This is a genomic window from Pseudomonas sp. GW821-FHT01D09, assembly GCF_059422465.1.
Genome location: NZ_JBWKWY010000001.1, coordinates 167,673 through 182,137, shown reverse-complemented (window position 1 = coordinate 182,137; position 14,465 = coordinate 167,673). Strand labels below are relative to the sequence as shown.

Annotated in this window: 15 protein-coding genes and 2 pseudogenes; 8 read left to right on the top strand and 9 right to left on the bottom strand. The window is 61.1% G+C overall.

What is annotated here, in order from left to right; translation table 11 throughout:
* Positions 1-29: 29 nt before the first annotated feature.
* The 5 genes from AC07W7_RS00885 to AC07W7_RS00865 form a co-directional block, all read right to left on the bottom strand.
* The gene (locus AC07W7_RS00885) at positions 30-992 is read right to left on the bottom strand and encodes an HlyD family secretion protein (RefSeq protein ID WP_495038422.1); all 963 of its coding nucleotides are present in this window, start codon (positions 990-992) and stop codon (positions 30-32) included.
* Positions 989-1,192, bottom strand: coding sequence for a DUF1656 domain-containing protein (locus tag AC07W7_RS00880; RefSeq protein ID WP_076963731.1), 204 nt, complete (start codon positions 1,190-1,192; stop codon positions 989-991). The genes AC07W7_RS00885 and AC07W7_RS00880 overlap by 4 nt, the downstream gene beginning before the upstream one ends.
* Complete coding sequence (locus AC07W7_RS00875; protein WP_495038421.1) at positions 1,182-3,332, bottom strand: FUSC family protein; 2,151 nt, start codon at positions 3,330-3,332, stop codon at positions 1,182-1,184. Before AC07W7_RS00875 ends, AC07W7_RS00880 begins: the two co-directional genes overlap by 11 nt.
* 65 nt (positions 3,333-3,397) lie before the next feature.
* Complete coding sequence (gene ycaC, locus AC07W7_RS00870; RefSeq protein ID WP_029300559.1) at positions 3,398-4,024, bottom strand: isochorismate family cysteine hydrolase YcaC; 627 nt, start codon at positions 4,022-4,024, stop codon at positions 3,398-3,400.
* Positions 4,025-4,086: 62 nt separating this feature from the next.
* Positions 4,087-4,776: an isochorismatase family protein gene (locus tag AC07W7_RS00865; RefSeq protein ID WP_099169988.1), complete on the bottom strand. Its 690-nt coding sequence runs from the start codon at positions 4,774-4,776 to the stop codon at positions 4,087-4,089.
* A 245-nt stretch (positions 4,777-5,021) separates the two neighbouring features.
* Here AC07W7_RS00865 and AC07W7_RS00860 point away from each other — a divergent pair, with 245 nt between their 5' ends.
* The 3 genes and pseudogenes from AC07W7_RS00860 to AC07W7_RS00850 form a co-directional block, all read left to right on the top strand.
* Positions 5,022-5,957, top strand: a complete 936-nt coding sequence (locus AC07W7_RS00860) for a LysR substrate-binding domain-containing protein (RefSeq protein ID WP_495038420.1) — start codon at positions 5,022-5,024, stop codon at positions 5,955-5,957.
* Between the two features lie 68 nt (positions 5,958-6,025).
* A pseudogene (locus AC07W7_RS00855) lies at positions 6,026-6,508 on the top strand (ClbS/DfsB family four-helix bundle protein); the annotation flags it as partial.
* A gap of 58 nt (positions 6,509-6,566) precedes the next feature.
* Positions 6,567-6,740: pseudogene (locus AC07W7_RS00850) on the top strand (N-acetyltransferase); the annotation flags it as partial.
* A 14-nt stretch (positions 6,741-6,754) separates the two neighbouring features.
* On the opposite strand, the gene AC07W7_RS00845 reads toward AC07W7_RS00850, so the two are convergent.
* The 3 genes from AC07W7_RS00845 to pdxR form a co-directional block, all read right to left on the bottom strand.
* Positions 6,755-7,249, bottom strand: a complete 495-nt coding sequence (locus tag AC07W7_RS00845; protein ID WP_099169987.1) for a DUF2165 family protein — start codon at positions 7,247-7,249, stop codon at positions 6,755-6,757.
* 55 nt (positions 7,250-7,304) lie between these two features.
* Positions 7,305-8,216: a DMT family transporter gene (locus tag AC07W7_RS00840; protein WP_495038419.1), complete on the bottom strand. Its 912-nt coding sequence runs from the start codon at positions 8,214-8,216 to the stop codon at positions 7,305-7,307.
* A gap of 185 nt (positions 8,217-8,401) precedes the next feature.
* The gene (gene pdxR / locus AC07W7_RS00835; protein ID WP_076963737.1) at positions 8,402-9,814 is read right to left on the bottom strand and encodes a MocR-like pyridoxine biosynthesis transcription factor PdxR; all 1,413 of its coding nucleotides are present in this window, start codon (positions 9,812-9,814) and stop codon (positions 8,402-8,404) included.
* Between the two features lie 87 nt (positions 9,815-9,901).
* Between pdxR and AC07W7_RS00830 the strand changes: the two genes are divergently transcribed.
* The 5 genes from AC07W7_RS00830 to AC07W7_RS00810 all read left to right on the top strand — a co-directional run bounded on the left by AC07W7_RS00830 (position 9,902) and on the right by AC07W7_RS00810 (position 13,368).
* Positions 9,902-10,348 (top strand): GNAT family N-acetyltransferase, encoded by a 447-nt coding sequence (locus tag AC07W7_RS00830; protein WP_099169984.1) that lies wholly within the window; start codon positions 9,902-9,904, stop codon positions 10,346-10,348.
* Positions 10,345-10,965: an FMN-dependent NADH-azoreductase gene (locus AC07W7_RS00825; RefSeq protein WP_169901209.1), complete on the top strand. Its 621-nt coding sequence runs from the start codon at positions 10,345-10,347 to the stop codon at positions 10,963-10,965. Before AC07W7_RS00830 ends, AC07W7_RS00825 begins: the two co-directional genes overlap by 4 nt.
* A 417-nt stretch (positions 10,966-11,382) precedes the next feature.
* On the top strand, positions 11,383-11,664 hold the full coding sequence (locus tag AC07W7_RS00820; RefSeq protein WP_076963740.1) for a BrnT family toxin: 282 nt from the start codon (positions 11,383-11,385) through the stop codon (positions 11,662-11,664).
* Positions 11,665-11,667: 3 nt separating this feature from the next.
* Positions 11,668-12,009 (top strand): BrnA antitoxin family protein, encoded by a 342-nt coding sequence (locus AC07W7_RS00815; RefSeq protein WP_076963741.1) that lies wholly within the window; start codon positions 11,668-11,670, stop codon positions 12,007-12,009.
* Positions 12,010-12,141: 132 nt separating this feature from the next.
* Positions 12,142-13,368, top strand: a complete 1,227-nt coding sequence (locus tag AC07W7_RS00810) for an MFS transporter (RefSeq protein ID WP_099169981.1) — start codon at positions 12,142-12,144, stop codon at positions 13,366-13,368.
* A gap of 45 nt (positions 13,369-13,413) precedes the next feature.
* Here the strand turns inward: AC07W7_RS00810 and AC07W7_RS00805 are convergent, their stop codons facing one another.
* Complete coding sequence (locus AC07W7_RS00805; RefSeq protein ID WP_495038418.1) at positions 13,414-14,460, bottom strand: DUF2931 family protein; 1,047 nt, start codon at positions 14,458-14,460, stop codon at positions 13,414-13,416.
* Between the last annotated feature and the right edge of the window lie 5 nt (positions 14,461-14,465).

Here is a 14,465-nt window from a genome sequence, read left to right as displayed (position 1 = left end):
GCGCACCAGCCGTTTCAAGATGAGCCCCATCAGCGTGGCGCCTGCTGTTCCAGCACGGTCACGGTCGCCGTGGTGCCCGCCCGCAAGCGGCCCTGGCTGACATAGTCGGGATCGATGCCGATCCTGACCGGCACCCGCTGTGCCAGCTTGACCCAGGTGTAGCTGGGGTTGATGTTGGCCAGCAGGCGACTGCCCGGGGAGTTCTCGCGGTCAGTGATGGCGAAGGCGATGCTCTGTACCGTGCCGCCAAAGGTTTCGCCGCTCATCAACTGGATCCGTACGCGGTCGCCCTCGGCGATCCGTGGCAGCTTGGTTTCCTCGAAATAACCACTGACATAGAACGAGTCGCTGTCCACCAACGCCAGCAAGGCACCGCCGGCCGTGGCGTAGTCGCCCTGGCGCGTCAGCAGGTTGGTGACATAGCCACTGACCGGCGCGATCACCCGGGTGCGCTGCAAATCCAGCTCGGCCTGGGTCAATGCGGCCTTGGCCAACTGCACATTGGCCTCGGCCAGCCCGAGATTGGCCTGGTTGCTCAACAGTTGCGCCTGGGCGACTGCCACGTCGGTATTGGACTTCTCCCACTCTTCGCCGGAGATCGCGAACCCCTGCTTGAGGGTGCGTCGCCGCCGCTCCTCACTCTGGCGCTGCTTGAGCTGGGCCTCACTGGCAATGATCGCCGCCCGGGACTGGCCCAGGGTGGCCGTGGCCACGTCCACCGAGCGCTGCGCATGCTCGACCGCCAGGGCGTAGCGCGCCGGGTCGATTTCCAGCAGCACATCGCCCTTGGTCACATGCTGGTTATCCTGCACCCGCAGGCTGACGATCAACCCGGAGACATCCGCCGGCAGCGTCACCACGTCGGCACGCACCCGCGCATCACGGGTCCAGGGCGAGCGGGTGTAGTGTTCCCAGGCGAACCAGCCCAGCACCAGGGCCAGCACGACGACCGCCAGGGTGATCAGTTGGGGAATGAGTTTTTTCAAGGTCATGGGGTTCCCATCACTAAAATGACAACAGCACACACGCAGGCATACAGGGCACCCTCAAACAGTGCCTCATGCCAGACCAACCGCAACACGCCGAGACGGCGCAAGCCCCAGTCCAGCAGCATAAATACCGGCAGCGCCAACAGCAGCGCCTGGGCAATCGGCGGCAGGTACACGCCGCCCACCTCGAAATCAATCGGCAAGGGCCGGCACTCCTTCTTCCACGGGTTCAAGAAATTCACGGTAGCGCTCAAGGAACGACGCCACGATCAGCAACGCCACCCGAATGCGGAACACCGACCACAACTGCCCATGCCCGGAAGGCAACGCGCTGGCGTGCAACTGGTCCAACTCGTCGCCTAGCTGGCGCAAGCTCGTGGCCAGGGCCTGCACATCCACACCCGGCCGGCCCGCTACATAACGGCCGGACTGCTCCAGGATCGCCTGCAAGCGCGCCTTGGTGGCGGGCGTGAGCAGTGCATTGTCCTGGCCTTGTTGCTTGAGCTGGTTCAGGGCGATCCCCAGGGCCATGCACGCGAGGCTGACCTCGAACAGCGCGTTGGAGCGCTGGTCGTTGGCGGCCGGTAACAGCCCCAACATCATGGTCAGGCGGTCCATCATCCGGCTTTCAAAGGCGAATTGGCGCGAGTCCGCCGGCGCAGTCTGGAGCAATGCGTAGACCTGGCCACGGCTCTCGTCATACAGGCGCTGGATACGCCGCGCCGGGTTGAACGGAAACACCCAGGCGTACACCAGCAACGACAGAGCACAGGCGCCGATATAGGCGCCGGCGAACTCGAACCATTGGCTCGCGGTGTTCTGCCAGGCTCCGATATTCTGTGGGCCCACCATCAGGAAGGTCGACAGGCCCAGGCCCATGCCGATCCCGGCGGTCATCGGGCTGGCCAGGCCCACCGCAATCACATACAACAGCGGCGCGAGAATCAGAAACAGCATTTCCACATCGCCAATGGCCGGCACCAGCATGAACTGATAGACCGCCGACACCAGCAGGGACAGGCCAAAGCCGCGCGCATAATTCTGGCTCGCCGCCAGGGGCCGTGGAAAGGTCGCCATCAACGAACAGAGGATGCCCACCAGGATCATCCCGGCCCGCGCGCCGTCCCATGCGGTTTCGATCCAGATCAGGCCGCTGGCGAGCAAGGCAATAAAGGCCCGCGCCGCGTTCATCCCGGCCAGGCGCCAGTCCAGGTACAGCGGGTTGCTCTGGCCCTGGCGGTGCGCACAGCTGGCCTGGCGGCCGTCCTGGATCGCGTCGCTGAGTTCGAGGATTTCCTCCAGTTGCTGCAACAGGCGCGCCTGTTCCCAGCGCAAGGCCCACGCCAGGGCGCGCAAGGTGCCGGTCATGGGTTCATCGCGGCGCTGCTCGGCGTTTTTGGCCTGCTGATCAAAGCGCTGCTGCAGCACGGTAAAGCCCTGGCGCGCCTCGGCCGACAGTGAACGCCCGGCCACTGCCAGTTCATCGAGAAACGCCAGCTCGTCCGCGCGCAACTGCTGGATGTCTGCGGGCAGCTCGCCCTCCCAGCGCTCGCCGATCAGCGTGCGCTGGCGGCGCAGTACCGTCAGCCGCGAGGTCAGCAACACCAATTGGTTGCCGAGCAATTGCACCAGCCCATTGGCGCTGCGCAGCCGTGGCGCATCGAAGTACAGATGCCGGCGCAGGCCTTCCAGGGCGCTGATTTCCCCCAGCAACTGCATCTGACGCTGATGGAAGTCGGCCTCGCTCTCTTCGGTGCGGATCACCGCCGCAGCGTGGGCGGCCATCAGCTTCAGCACCTGGTCGACCTTGGCGAAATAGCCCCGGGCGACCGCTTCCGGGCGCGCCGTGAGCAAGCTGACCAGGCACACACAGGCCACCGCCAGCAGCGTCTCGGTAAGCCGGGTGATTGCCAGCATCAAGGTGTTGTCCTGCTCCGGCACCGCCAGCAGCCCTACCACCACGGCGGTAAAACCGCTGAGCACAAAGGCATGGGAGCTGGTGTAGCGCAACAGCGTGCCGCCGGCGGTGCAGAACGCCAGCCACAACGACAGGGTGATAACAAAGGGCAGCGGTGCCTGGGGGAAAATCCCCATGATCAACACCGCCACGGCGGCACCGACCAGGGTGCCGATAATCTGCGAGAAACTGCGCTGCAACGCCATGCCGCCCAGGGGCTGGCTGACGATAATCACGGCCATTACCGACCATTTGGGTTGATCCAGGTCGAAGATAAAAGCCAGGTACAACGTCAACAGCCCTGCCGCGACGGTGCGCAAGGCAAACAGCAACACCCCGAGGCCGGGGTTGAATACCACTTTGAAATAATTGATCAGCGGTTGCATGGGCGCCCTTCATCCTGGACTGAAGCGGGGGCTGCCCGTAGCCGCACAGCCCCCCGGACCTGGGCTTATTTGCCCTCGGTCAACGCGTTGTAGCTGGTGAACAGGTTACGATAGTCCGGGATGTGGTTGGAGAACAAGGTCCCCAGGCCTTCGATATCGTTGCGCCAGTCGCGATGCAGCTCGCACGCCAGGCCAAACCAGGTCATCAGCTGCGCGCCGTTGGCCGACATGCGGTTCCAGGCCGATTGCTGGGTCAGTTCGTTGAAGGTGCCGGAGGCATCGGTCACCACAAACACTTCATAGCCTTCGGCCAGGGCCGACAGCGCCGGGAACGCCACACACACCTCGGTCACGACGCCGGCGATGATCAGTTGCTTCTTGCCGGTGGCCTTGATGGCCTTGACGAAATCCTCGTTGTCCCAGGCGTTGATCTGGCCAGGACGGGCAATGTACGGCGCGTCCGGGAACAGGGCCTTGAGCTCGGGCACCAGCGGGCCATTGGGGCCGGTTTCAAAGCTGGTGGTGAGGATGGTCGGCAACTTGAAGTACTTGGCCAGGTCAGCCAAGGCCAGCACGTTGTTCTTGAACTTGTCGGGCTCGATATCACGCACCAGTGACAACAAGCCAGCCTGATGGTCAACCAGCAGGACAGCGGCGTTATCTTTGTCCAGGCGAACGTAGGGTTTAGACATCATGATGCTCCTGGTAAGAGGTGCTTCCCGAAATGGGCCGCACCGGGAAAGGTCAGCGGTATTTACTTGCGCTGGGAGTCTAGCTCTTCGTGGTTATTAGCCACTTCCTGCGCCTTGATGTAACTCTCGATCAGCAATTGGTAGTGCGGCATGGCCTGGGTATAGACGTTCGCCCACTCTTGGGCATCTGGACGGTTCCACGAGCCTTGCAGTTCCGACAAGGTGCCCATGATGTCGATCGGCACCACGCCGGCCTGGGCCAGGCGCGCGACGGTCAGCTCGGTGGCCAGCTTCGAGTGGTTGCCCGAGGCATCGACCACGGCGAACACCTTGTAGCCCTCATGCACCGCCGCGATGGACGGAAACGCCAGGCATACGCTGGTCAGGGTGCCGGCGATCACCAGAGTCTTCTTGCCGGTGGCCTTGACCGCCGCGTGGAACTCGGGGTTATCCCAGGCATTGATCTCGCCACGCCGGGCCACATACTGGGCATGGGGCGCCGCCTCGTGGATTTCCGGGATCAACGGACCATTCGGCCCCTGGGGCACCGAAGCGGTGGTAATGACCGGGATTTTCAGCAGGGTCGCGGCCTTGGCCAAGGCAATGGCGTTGGCGCGCAATTGAGGAACATCAATGTCCTTGACGATCTGGAACAGGCCACTCTGGTGGTCGATCAGCAACATGGCGGTGTCGGTGGGGTCAATCGTTGGCTTCTGACCATTAAAGTTTGCAGCGTTACCTGAAGCGCTCATTTGCCTTTCCTCTTACATGGGTGAACGGTATCGGGCCAGAACCTTGCCTCGACGTTTCTGGCGGCAGCTGACAATTCCAACAATGGAACGCCAGTGCAGAATAATGTTGGGTAGCACGAAGCGATCATTTTTCACGCAGCTGGTAAATCCAGCCTCAGCTGTACTATCTCCAGTGTTCGTCATTGCACTAGGTGTCCGGTAGTCGTTGAATTAGACTTCACCATCTCAAAAATGGAACGATGCCTGTGTTCGACCTCAATGAACTCTTCCTCTATGCCAAGGTGGTTGAGCATGGTGGCTTTGCGGCAGCCGGTCGGGCGCTGAACATGCCCAAGTCGACCTTGAGCCGCCGGGTCAGCCAGTTGGAAGCGCGGCTGGGGGCACGGCTGATCCAGCGCTCGACCCGTCAGTTCCAGGTCACCGACATCGGCCTGGCCTACTACCGCCACTGCGTGGCGATGACCGCCGAGGCAGAGTCGGCCGAGGACCTGATCGCCTTCAACAAGGCCGAGCCGCGCGGGGTGATCCGCCTGAGTTGCACCACCGCCCTGCTCAATTACTGGGTAGCGCCGATGCTGGCCCAGTTCATGGCCCAGTGCCCCAATGTCGAACTCAACGTGAAAAGCTTCAACCGCAAGGTCGATGTGATCAGCGAGGGCTATGACATCGCGTTGAACCTGTGCTTCCCGCCCCTGGAAAGCAGTGACCTGGTGATGAAGCTGCTCGCCAAGAGCCCCCAGGCGCTGGTCGCGAGCCCGGCCTTCTTGCAACAGCATGCACTGCCGCTGTTACCTGCCGACGTGTCGGGACTGCCAACCATCAGCTGGGGCAACCCGCTGCTGCAGTACGTTTGGGAGCTGATCGGCCCAGAAGGCGTGTCCGCCGAGATCTGCCACACGCCACGGCTGATCAGCGATGACATGCCCACCCTGAAAAGTGCGGCGCTGCAAGGTGTGGGCATCGCCAACCTGCCGCTGGCCGTGGTCAAGAAGGAGATACAAGATGGTCGCCTGGTCAGCCTGCTCCCCCAATGGCGCCCCACCGAGGGCGTGATCAGTGCTGTTTTCCCGTCAAGACGTGGGCTGCTGCCTTCCGTGCGAACCTTGATCGATTTTCTGGCCCAGGCGTTTGAAACCCAGGCGCCTGGTCCATCGGGCCCCTCGCCGAAGAACGGACACTGAAACCCGCCGGGGTATGGATCCCTGCCCCGGGCTGAGGCAGGATTGGTTTTTTAGGTGGTGGGTGAGTCATGACGGTCCCTCAAAACAAGCAAGAACTGCTCGATGCCATCAACCGCAATTACGCAAAGCTACTCAGCGTCATCCAGCAGGTGCCTGCCGAGTGCATCAACGAATGCAACCTGGAGGGGCACGCCAAAGGCACGCAGATGAGCGTTGCCAATCTCGTCGCCTACCTGGTGGGCTGGAACGAATTGGTGCTCAAATGGCTGGCGGCCGATGCCGCCGGCAACGCCATAGACTTCCCGGAAACCGGCTTCAAGTGGAACCAGTTGGGGCAACTGGCGCAGAAGTTCTACCGCGACTACGAAGGCATCCCTTTTGAGCAGTTGCTCGACCGGCTCGACACGGCCAAGCAGCGCATCGTGTCCATCATCCAGAGCCGCGACAATGCCCAGCTTTACGAATGCCCGTGGTACGAGCAGTGGACGCTGGGGCGGATGATCCAGTTCAACACCGCGTCCCCGTATGACAATGCGCGTGGGCGCTTGCGCAAATGGCTTAAAACCAAAGGCCTGCTCATCCGCCAGGCCGTCCCCGAGGACGTGCACGCTGCTGGCGGCGGCCGAGGCGGCGTGCAAGACGCCCAAGCTGTTTGTGTCGACCAATGCCTCCAACACCGCCTCCCGGGCCTTGATCGCAAAGGCCGGGTTTATCCCCAGCGGGAGCATCGAGAACCTTGACGAACACGATCCTGAACACGTGTTTGTCAAATTCGTTGGCTGACTGTGTGAGGCGCGTCAGTCGCGATCCACATCCGCCTGGTTGAGAAAAATCAGCACCCCAAGCAGCGCCATATAGAACTTGAATGCCGCGTCCTGGCCATTCCACTGATGGGATTGCCACATCAGGAACCACTCCCCGCCAATCACCATAAAGCCGAAAAACCACACCAGCAGGCCAGCGGTAAAGCCGATAATGGCCACCTGCTTGGCCGCGTTGAACTGCCGGCCACTGGCCTGCCTGGCCCGCCACATGGCCAGCGCCCCCCAGGCCAGCAATACGCCCGTCAGGGCTTCGCCGGCGATGATCAGCCCATAGGCGCCATGCCACAGCCACGGTGCGGTGATTGCCCGGTACATGGCGGCGTTACCCGGGAATGTGGTGTCCATGCTCAACACATGCTGGACAAAGGCAAAGTTGGAGGCGTAATCGGTGAGGTTGTTGAACGCCACAAGCGCGGCGAAGGCCGCCAGCATCAGGGTCAGGATGATTTTTGCGTAACGGGTGGTCATGTTGCTCGTATCCCTGGGCAATAAAATGGCTACGCTAACACGCTCGGTGACTGGATCAATCCGAGGCAGGTGAACCTGTTACTTTTTGCCGGTTGTTGCTGAGAACGCACCACACCGCTAAACAAATAAGCCCGCCGCCGTACAAATGGGCGAGCGAAAGACGCTCCCCCAGCAACAGCACTCCCCACAGCACGCCGAAAGGCGGGATAAGGAAGGTCACGGTCAGCGAACGCACCGGCCCGATATCCGCGATCAAGCGAAAATACAGAATGTACGCACACGCGGTGCAGATAAAACCCAGAGCAAGCAGTGCGCCCCAAACCTCCGGGTTGCCCCAGGTCGGCGGTGGGTTGATTGCGGCAGAGACGCCGAAAAAAGGCACGAGGAACAGCGTCGCCCCCACCTGACTGCCAAATGCGACAAGTTTTGCGTCCAGCCCACCCTTGTCAGCAACCCATCGTTTAGTCAGGAATCCTGCTGCGCCGTAGCAGCTGGTGGCGACTAAACACGCCAACGCCCCCATGACCACACTCATTGAAAGTGCGACGGGGCCGGTGCTGGTCAGGATCGCAATGCCCATCAGACCGATCAGCACCCCAGCCGCCTTTTTCAGGGTCAACGCCTCGCTGAAACACATCCAACCGAGCAATACCCCCATCATCGGTGTGGTCGCATTGAAAATGGCCGAATAGCCGGCAGGCAACAGCAGTGCCGCCACGCTATACATCAAAAATGGGATGCCCGAATTGATAACCCCCAACACCATGATCGGCTGCAGCTTGCCTTTGAAATCGACGTTGGTTTTGAGCAGGGCAAGAATGACCGCCAAGCCAATGGCGCCCAACAAGACGCGGAAAAAGGCAGTCGGCAAGGCACCCAGAACGGGAGCCGATAGGCGCATAAAGAGAAAACTGGCGCCCCAGATCGCCGCCAGAATAAGAAGTCGAACATAATCGGATAATTTCATGGTGACCTTCGGTGCCGTCCATTAACGAAGTAAAGACTCCAGAATCGCTTGGCTGAGGCCGGGCCAGCCATGGCGGACGCCTCTACGCTTGGAGTCTCACACTAAGGGGCTTCGCCATGCGCGCGCACTCCGCTTCTTGCGGTCAAATCGGCCGGCGCGTCAGAGCGTCTGTCAAACAGGACCTTCTACGGCGCCTGGGTGATGACGCGAGCCAATTGAAGCGCCACCGTCGCGGCCTGCTCGGCGCTGACGATGTTGGTAAAGCCCAGCACCAGGCCGTGCCTGGGCTTGGCCTCCAGGTACCACGGTGACAGCGGCTCGACGGCGATGCCAATGGCCCGGGCACGCTGGGCGAGGTCAACATCATCACCTTCACGCAGGCCTGCAATCAGGTGCATGCCTCCCGCCTGGGGGTTGATCGACAGGCGTTCGCCGAACTGTTGCAGCAGTGCATCGACCAGCCATTGGCGGCGGCGCGCGTAGAGATTGCGCATTTTTTTCAAGTGCCGTGCAAAGTGCCCCTCGTAGAGGAAGGCGCTGACGGTCGCCTGGAGGAGTTGCGGGCAGTGGTTATGCAGGCGGTCCGCCTGACGGGCGAAAGCGTCGCTCTGCGCCGCCGGCACCACCAGATAGGCCAGGCGCAGGCCGGGAAACAACACCTTGCTGAAGGTGCCGGTGTAGAGCACCCGGCCCTGCTGGTCGAGGCTCTTGAGTGCCGGTAAGGGCCGGCCCTGATAGCGGTATTCGCTGTCGTAGTCATCCTCGATGATCCAACTGCCTTGGCGGTTGGCCCAGTCCAGCAGGGCCAGTCGGCGCGGCAGTGACAACGACACGCCCAGCGGGCTCTGGTGGCTCGGCGTGACCACCGCAAAACGCGCATCCGCGCAGCGGGCAATGCCTTGCGCGACATCGAGCCCCTGCTCATCCACCGGAACCGGCACCAGTTGTGCACCGGCTTGCAGTAGCGCATTGCGCGCCATGAAATAGCCGGGCTCTTCCAGCCAGCACCTATCGCCATGATGCATCAGCGTGTGGCGGATCAGGTCCAGGCACGCACGATAGCCCGCACACACGAACACTTGTTCCGGGTGGCAGGTAATCCCCCGGGAAATGCCCAGGTAGGTGGCAATGGCCGCGCGCAACGGTGCATGGCCACGCGGGTCCGGGTAGACAAGCCCCTCAAGCCCGGCCTGGCGCAACTGCCGGCCCGCCAGCCGGGTCCAGAGCTTGCGGGGAAAGGCATCCAGTGCCGGCAACCCCATTTGCAGGGCCAGGGGCAGCGCCCCGCAATGGGTGGACTGATCCTGCGTCGCCAGGACAGGCGCCTGGCGTATGGGCGAGGAAACCGCAGCCAATTGCGGCGTGACCATCGTCCCGGCGGCGCCACGCGCAATCAGGTAGCCCTCCCCCATCAGCAACTGATAAGCCGCTTCCACCGTGCCACGCGCCAGGTTCAGTTGCGCCGCCAATGCGCGAACGGCAGGCACGCGATCCCCCGGGCGCAGGCGGCCATCGGCAATGGATTCGCGAAATCGCTGGTAAAGCTGGCGGTAGACCGGCGCGCTCTGGCTACGGTCCAGCGTGAAGGGAGGAATCATGGCCTAGTTATTTATGCACTTTTCGGCCCTGTAGCTTAAGTCATCCGCGCTTTAAGGTCTGCTGCCTCTTCACAGCGGACGACAGACATGACTTATACACTGGGGCATCTCGAAGACCAGCAGGCCTTCGCGGCCAGTTTCGACCTGATGCGCGTGCTGCGGCCCCATGTCACCCACCCGGCCCACTATGTGGCGCAACTGCTGCGCCAGACAGGGCAAGGCTACCGGTTACTGGCGGCGTGGGACGCCGGGCAAGTGGTCGGCCTGGCCGGTTACCGTGGGCTGGAAAACCTGCTCTACGGGCGCTTCCTCTATGTCGATGACCTGGTGGTACACCCAGACCTGCAGCGCAGCGGCCTGGGCGCACGGCTGCTGGACGCGGTTCGCGAAGAAGCCGTACAGCGCGGTTGCGCGCATTTGGTGCTGGACACCGGGCTGCATATGCCGTTGGCCCAACGCTTTTATTTTCGCCAGGGGCTACTGGCCCACGGCATGCACTTCACCCAACGCCTTCAGACAGAGAATCCGGCATGAAGAATGTTCTATTGATCAACGCCAGCCCCAATGGCCAGGTTTCCCATGCCAACCAGCTGGCATTGGAACTGGTGGACACCCTTGGGCAGCGGCACCCGAGGCTCGAACTGGTCGAACGCGACCTGGGCACCCACCCGCTGCCACCGCTCGGCCTGGACTACGCCCGGGGCCTGGCGACGACCACGCCGTTCGACGCGCCGGCCTTCGAGGTTTCCGAAATGCTGATCCGCGAGCTGGAGCGCTGCGATCTCCTGCTTATTGCCACGCCGATGCACAACTTCACCCTGCCCGCTGCGCTCAAGCTGTGGGTCGACTATGTCCTGCGCATTCACCGCACGTTCAGTTCAGGGCCCGAGGGCAAGACCGGCCTGCTGAGCAACCGCCCGGTGTATGTCCTGGTCGGTTCCGGTGGTTTTCATCAGGGCGAGTCGGCACGCCAACCGGACTTCCTGACGCCCTACCTGCGCCAGGTCCTGGGGACCCTGGGGTTGCTCGACCCGCATTTCACGTACCTGCAGGGGCTGGTGTTCGGTGACGAGGCGGTCCAGGCGGCGGTCCGAGACAGCCGTGCCCGGCTGGCCCTGGAGCCGCTGTTCAACCCGCTTATTTGTGCCTGACGGTCAAAGCACGCCGGGCACCACCAGGGTCAACCAGGCCGGAGATGCCATGGGCGACATAGTCGATGGTGCCGGGGCGGCATTGGTGGCCATGGGTGTGCTTGGGCTGTAGATGAAAGCAGGCTTGGATAGAAAGAGGCCCTGCGAAAGAGGCCAAAACATCTCTACTTCATCTCATCCGGCAACCGAAACAGAAGCCGGCTACGTATCGGATCACGCTTTACGGGCGGATGCACATTGGCAAGATCGGCAAGATCGAGCCTCAACTGATCGAGCAAGATTGGGTGTGTCTACATCCCTTAGAAATTCTGCAAAAGGTAAGACGCAGGTTACGTAGGTCAATCGCGCAACCACAACCCACCCTCTCCTGATTAACGGTTCCTTCAACCGCTTTTTTATACATATAAAATATGCATAATGAGAAGATTCAGGATTCAATATGACGAGGCAAAAAACATCGCAAACCAGCAGAAGCATAAAGGCATAAGCCTAGCTGATGCAGAACCGGTGTTTTACGACGAGACCGCCCTGACAATACAGGATCACGATCACGATGAAGAGCGCTGGGTGAGCATGGGCATAGACGCGAAGGGACGCGTTTTGGTGGTGGCCTACACCTACCGCGACCCAAACTTCGTGCGTGTTATCAGTGCCAGGCTCGCATCCAAAAATGAACGGCGCCAGTATCTGGAGGCTTGAACCATGAAAGACCAATACGACTTCAGCAAAGGCAAGCGTGGCGCAATCGCCAGCAACAAGGGGAAGACACGCATCACTATTATGCTGGACGACGCCGTCATCATCGCTGCCCGTGAGCGTGCGCAAAGCGCCGGTATGGGCTATCAAACCGTGATTAATCAGTTATTGCGTCAGGCGCTGATTTCACAGGACATACACAGTCTGGCGCCTGCGCCGAAAAAGCGCGCCAAAACCCTGCAAGTCATCAGCCATGGCATCAGTCACTCGGAGGTAGAAGCACTGGAGCGACAGTTGATCGCTGTCGCTGGCGAGTTGAACAGGGTGCTGGCCATGTCAAAACCGTGAGTTGCATTGATTGCAGTGATGATGACTATCAAACCGCCCGGCCTGTTTAATTGCCTGCACCGATTCCTATAATCGCCTCCACATTCTCCCCCCGGCCTGGCTTCAGGCTGCATTCCCCCCGGATCTCCACCCATGCCAAGCGCCAGCCAGGCCCCTCGTAGCCTTCCCGAACATAATCAACAGAGTGTCAAACAGCAGTGGCTGGCGATTCTCTCGGTCGCCGTGGGGGCCTTTGCCCTGGTGACCAGTGAGTTTCTGCCGGTGGGTGTCCTTAACGATGTGGCCAGCGACCTGGGCATCAGTGCCGGCCACGCCGGGCTGATGGTGACCCTGCCCGGCATCATGGCCGCCCTCGCCGCGCCGTTGTTGTCGGTCGGCATTGGCACCATGGACCGTCGCTATCTGTTGATCGGCCTGACGCTGATCATGATCATCGCCAACTCGGTCGTGGCATTGGCCAGTGACTTCGGCCTGCTGCTGTTCGGCCGCGTGCTGCTGGGCATCAGTATCGGCGGTTTCTGGGCGACGGCCATCGCCCTCAGCGGCCGGCTGGCGCCCAAGGGCGTGGGCGTGGCCCAGGCTACCTCGATCATCATGGTCGGCGTGACCCTGGCCACCGTGCTGGGCGTACCCGTCGGCACCTGGCTGAGCGGCCTGATGGGCTGGCGCATGACCTTCCTGATCACCGCGCTGATGGGGGTGCCGGTGCTCCTGGCGCAGATCTTCCTCCTGCCGCGACTCAACCCGGAGAAGGCTATTCGCGTCAGAGACCTGCCAGCCCTGTTTATCAACCCACAAGCGCGGGTCGGCTTGATTGCAGTGTTGCTGATCGGCCTGGCGCACTTTGCTGCGTACACCTACGTCGCGCCCTTCTTCAAGCACAGTGCCGGCTTCGACGGCCCAACGATTGGTTCGCTGCTGCTGCTGTTTGGCGTGGCCGGGGTGATGGGCAATATTTTTGCCGGTTTTGCTGCCAACCGCAGCGTACGTCACACCCTGTTGCTGGTGGCGCTGATGATCGGCACCAGCACCGCCCTGTTCCCCCACTTCGCCACCGGCATGACCGGCGCGGCGATGCTGATCGCGCTCTGGGGCTTCGCCTTCGGTGCCTTCCCGGCCTGCGCCAGTATCTGGATGTTTGTCGTGGCGCCCAAGGATGTCGAACGCGGCATGCCGCTGTTCGTGGCGTTGTTCCAGGTAATCATTGCCCTGGGTTCGTTCTTCGGTGGGCGGATCGTCGACCAACTGGGCAGCTCGGTGCTGCTGAGCCTCGCCACAGTGCTGGTGGGCTTGGGTTTTGTGACAGTGTTGGTGCTGGGACGCAATGTCAGCAACAGCCTCGCGGCCCAGCCCTGCTAGTTGGCTGAGCACTGAAGTGTGGCTCGCCCTTAAGCAGGGGCGAGCCTACTCGATTTTACGAGACAGCCTGACTGTTGCTTTGCCGATGGGGAACTCTTGCGTTCCCGACCTTAACGCCAGGGAAACCCGGGTGTTTTGCGCATCAACTTTCACCAGCAGGTCTATATCTTTTTGCTTGCCCAGTTTCTGGAAAACCTCAAAGATTTCTTTTTCATCGAAAGCATCAATCCAGACGCCATAGCGGCTGTTTCCATTGCGCCAATAGAAGCCACAAAACGTTGGGATGGCCCTTTGTTCATAAGGATTGTCCAGGAGGTCCTTTCCGAATATGTTTTCCTGCTCACCGTTGTAGGCGCGCCATCCAAAGTCCAGCCATTCGCCCTCCTGCAGGACCACCACAGGTCTCCAGTTGTATTTTTCCCGGTAGGCACCATAGATGCCTGGTGCAGGATAGCCCTGCGTTTGGATTTTCTGCCGGGTTTGCGGGCTGAAGGTCTTATAGGCTGGGTCATTGAGCATGCGGTCTGCATAGCCGTCTTTAAACATGTATTGGGCATTGCTGTAGGCACTTTCCTTGGTCAGGGTTGCCACCTGCGCCTGAAAAGCCCCCACCTCCTTCTGGTTTCCCGCCCCACTCAGCCAGAGCACCACCCGGCCCTGTGGCGCCAACCCCACGATAAACGTGCGATAGGTGTCTTTTTTATGGGTGTCTTGATCGATAAAACCCTCATCCAGCAGGCGTTTTATCGTGTGTTTGTCCAAGTCCCATTTGCCGGTATAAAACGTTCGCTCCACCAGCGAGTACCACGTAAATTCCAGTTGATAGGGCACGGCCTTTTTCTCGACCGCCGTGGTCATGGTTCCGCCCTGGCTGCCCCAACCGGTATTCTGCGTCCCCCAGATCGCATCAAAACCGTAGGTAAAGCCCTCAGCGATTATCGCGCCGCGATACACCTCCATCGGATATTCCTGCGGTGCGGATACCGTTCCCGTCCAGCTATACGTTTCAGGCACGTCTTTACTCTTGCAAGCCATCAAAGAACAACAGAACACAACAGCAATCAGCACTGGCATCGGTTTTTTTATGTTCACACACC

Excerpts from the sequence above, each read along its gene's own strand:
- AC07W7_RS00840 (WP_495038419.1), bottom strand. The coding sequence starts at position 8,216 with ATGAAATTATCCGATTATGTTCGACTTCTTATTCTGGCGGCGATCTGG.
- AC07W7_RS00810 (WP_099169981.1), top strand. The coding sequence starts at position 12,142 with ATGCCAAGCGCCAGCCAGGCCCCTCGTAGCCTTCCCGAACATAATCAA.
- AC07W7_RS00820 (WP_076963740.1), top strand. The coding sequence starts at position 11,383 with ATGAGAAGATTCAGGATTCAATATGACGAGGCAAAAAACATCGCAAAC.
- pdxR (WP_076963737.1), bottom strand. The coding sequence starts at position 9,814 with ATGATTCCTCCCTTCACGCTGGACCGTAGCCAGAGCGCGCCGGTCTAC.
- AC07W7_RS00865 (WP_099169988.1), bottom strand. The coding sequence starts at position 4,776 with ATGAGCGCTTCAGGTAACGCTGCAAACTTTAATGGTCAGAAGCCAACG.
- AC07W7_RS00875 (WP_495038421.1), bottom strand. The coding sequence starts at position 3,332 with ATGCAACCGCTGATCAATTATTTCAAAGTGGTATTCAACCCCGGCCTC.
- AC07W7_RS00825 (WP_169901209.1), top strand. The coding sequence starts at position 10,345 with ATGAAGAATGTTCTATTGATCAACGCCAGCCCCAATGGCCAGGTTTCC.
- AC07W7_RS00830 (WP_099169984.1), top strand. The coding sequence starts at position 9,902 with ATGACTTATACACTGGGGCATCTCGAAGACCAGCAGGCCTTCGCGGCC.
- ycaC (WP_029300559.1), bottom strand. The coding sequence starts at position 4,024 with ATGTCTAAACCCTACGTTCGCCTGGACAAAGATAACGCCGCTGTCCTG.
- AC07W7_RS00815 (WP_076963741.1), top strand. The coding sequence starts at position 11,668 with ATGAAAGACCAATACGACTTCAGCAAAGGCAAGCGTGGCGCAATCGCC.
- AC07W7_RS00885 (WP_495038422.1), bottom strand. The coding sequence starts at position 992 with ATGACCTTGAAAAAACTCATTCCCCAACTGATCACCCTGGCGGTCGTC.
- AC07W7_RS00845 (WP_099169987.1), bottom strand. The coding sequence starts at position 7,249 with ATGACCACCCGTTACGCAAAAATCATCCTGACCCTGATGCTGGCGGCC.